This window comes from Allobosea sp. LjRoot90, assembly GCF_964254315.1.
Taxonomy (GTDB): Bacteria; Pseudomonadota; Alphaproteobacteria; order Rhizobiales; family Beijerinckiaceae; genus Allobosea.
On sequence record NZ_CAXUTF020000019.1, the window covers coordinates 1 to 2,454 of the forward strand.

The following is a 2,454-nucleotide window of genomic DNA, read 5'->3' on the forward strand; positions in this document are numbered from 1 at the left end:
AGGAGTTCGTGATGAACATGCATTCGAAGGTCGGCGCGGATATTGTTGCCAATGGCCGCCTCTATGCCCGCCCGCAGCGCCCGGTGGTTGTGATCTGCATGGACGGCTCGGAGCCGTCCTATATCGAGGCGGCGAGCGCCAAGGGGCTGACGCCGAACCTCGACAGGATCATGCGGACGGGGGCCAGCACCCACGCCTATTCGGTGATCCCGAGCTTCACCAACCCGAACAACCTCTCGATCATCACCGGGCGCCCCCCGGCAGTCCACGGCATCGCCGGCAACTTCTTCTATGACCGCGAGGCCAAGGAAGAGGTGATGATGAACGATGCCCGCTTCCTGCGCGCCCCGACCATCCTCGCCGAGTTCCAGAAGGCCGGCCTCAAGGTCGCGATGGTCACCGCCAAGGACAAGCTGCGCACCCTGCTCGGCAAGGGCCTCGACTTCAGCACGGGCAGCGCCATAGCCTTCTCCTCGGAGAAGGCGGACAAGGCCGATATGGCCGAGAACGGCATTAAAGACGTGCTCGGCTTCGTCGGCATGCCGGTGCCGTCGGTCTATTCGGCCGATCTCTCCGAGTTCGTCTTCGCCGCCGGCGTCAAGCTGCTGGAGAGCTTCAAGCCCGACCTGATGTATCTCTCGACCACCGACTATGTGCAGCACAAGGCGGCGCCGGGCTCGGGCATGGCCGACAGCTTCTACGCCATGTTCGACGGTTATGTCGGCCAGCTCGACCGTCTCGGCTGCACGCTGGTGATCACCGCCGACCACGGCATGAACGACAAGCATCTGCCGAACGGCGAGCCTGATGTCGTCTATCTGCAGAGCCTGATGGACGACTGGTATGGCAAGGGCACGATGCGGGTGATCCTGCCGATCACCGATCCTTACGTCGTCCATCATGGCGCGCTCGGCTCCTTCGCCACGGTCTATCTGCCCGACGGCGCCAGCCAGGGCGAGGTCGCTGCCCGCATCTCCGGCATTGAGGGCATCGCGCTCGCGGTCACCGCGGCCGAGGCCTGCGAGCGCTTCGAACTGCCAGCCGACCGGATCGGCGACGTCGTCGTGATCTCGACGCGCCAGAAGGTGATCGGCACCTCGCCCGATCGGCACGACCTCTCCGGCCTGACCGAGCCCTTGCGCTCGCATGGCGGCATCACCGAGCAGCGCGTGCCGATGATCGCCAACCGGCCGATCACCGTCCCGGAGGGCCGGATTCTGCGCAATTTCGATGTCTTCGACGTCGCCCTGAACTGCGTCCTGGCTTGAGGAGTACCGCCGTGAACGCGACTGTGAAGCCGCCCCTGCGCCGCGAGGCCATGCGCATCGCCGGCAAGCTCACCACGACCGACGACATGGTCGAGGTCAAGAACCCCTATGATGGCAGCGTCGTCGGCCTGGTGCCGGCGGCCAGGCCCGAGCATGTCCGCGAGGCCTTCGCCAAGGCCAGGGCGTTCAAGCCGGTGCTGACCCGCTATGAGCGGCAGAAGATCCTGCAGAAGACGGCCGAACTCCTGTTCGCGCGCAAGGAGGACTTCGCCCGGCTGATCACCGCCGAGGCCGGTTTGTGCTGGAAGGATTCGCTCTACGAGGCGAGCCGCGCCTATGACGTCTGGTCCTTTGCCGCCCAGCTCACCATCAAGGACGATGGCGAGATGTTCTCCTGCGACATCTCGCCGAACGGCAAGGCGCGCAAGATCTTCACCACGCGCCAGCCGCTGCTCGGCGTGATCTCGGCGATCACCCCGTTCAACCATCCGCTCAACATGGTCAGCCACAAGCTGGCGCCGGCGATCGCGACCAATAACCGCCTCGTCCTCAAGCCGACCGAGCTGACGCCGCTGACCGCGCTGGCGCTGGCCGACGTGCTCTACGAAGCCGGCCTGCCGCCGGAGATGCTCTCGGTCGTCACCGGCAACCCCTCGACCATGGGCGATGCGATGATCACCGATCCGGATGCCGATCTGGTGACCTTCACCGGCTCGGTCCGGGTCGGCAAGCACATCGCCAATACGGCCGGCTACAAGCGCATCGTGCTCGAGCTCGGCGGCAACGACCCGCTGATCGTCATGGAGGACGCCGATCTCGACAAGGCGGCCGAGCTTGCGGTCACCGGAGCGACCAAGAACTCCGGCCAGCGCTGCACCGCGGTCAAGCGCATCCTGGTGGTCGAGAGTGTCGCCGACGCCTTCGCCAGGCTCGTCGTCGAGAAGGCGAAGAAGCTAAAGTGCGGCGATCCGATGGACCCGGCGACCGATGTCGGTTGTGTCATCAACGCCCGCTCGGCCGCGCTCTTCCAGGCCAGGGTCGACGATGCCGTCAGCAAGGGCGCAAAGGTGCTTTACGGCAAGCGGGCGGAAGGGGCCCTCTTCCACCCGACCGTGGTCGACCACATCCCCTACACCTGCGAGCTCGTGCACGAAGAGACCTTCGGCCCGGTCATCCCGATCATCCG

The 2,454-nt window shown here is 65.6% G+C and carries 2 protein-coding genes; both read left to right on the forward strand.

The window, feature by feature from the left end; genetic code table 11:
- The first annotated feature begins 11 nt into the window (after positions 1 to 11).
- On the forward strand, positions 12 to 1,268 hold the full coding sequence (phnA, locus tag ACSQ3M_RS28420; RefSeq protein WP_436153433.1) for a phosphonoacetate hydrolase: 1,257 nt from the start codon (positions 12 to 14) through the stop codon (positions 1,266 to 1,268).
- A 50-nt stretch (positions 1,269 to 1,318) separates the two neighbouring features.
- Positions 1,319 to 2,454, forward strand: a 1,136-nt coding sequence (locus ACSQ3M_RS28425; protein WP_436153434.1) for an aldehyde dehydrogenase family protein, incomplete at its 3' end; no start/stop codon positions are given.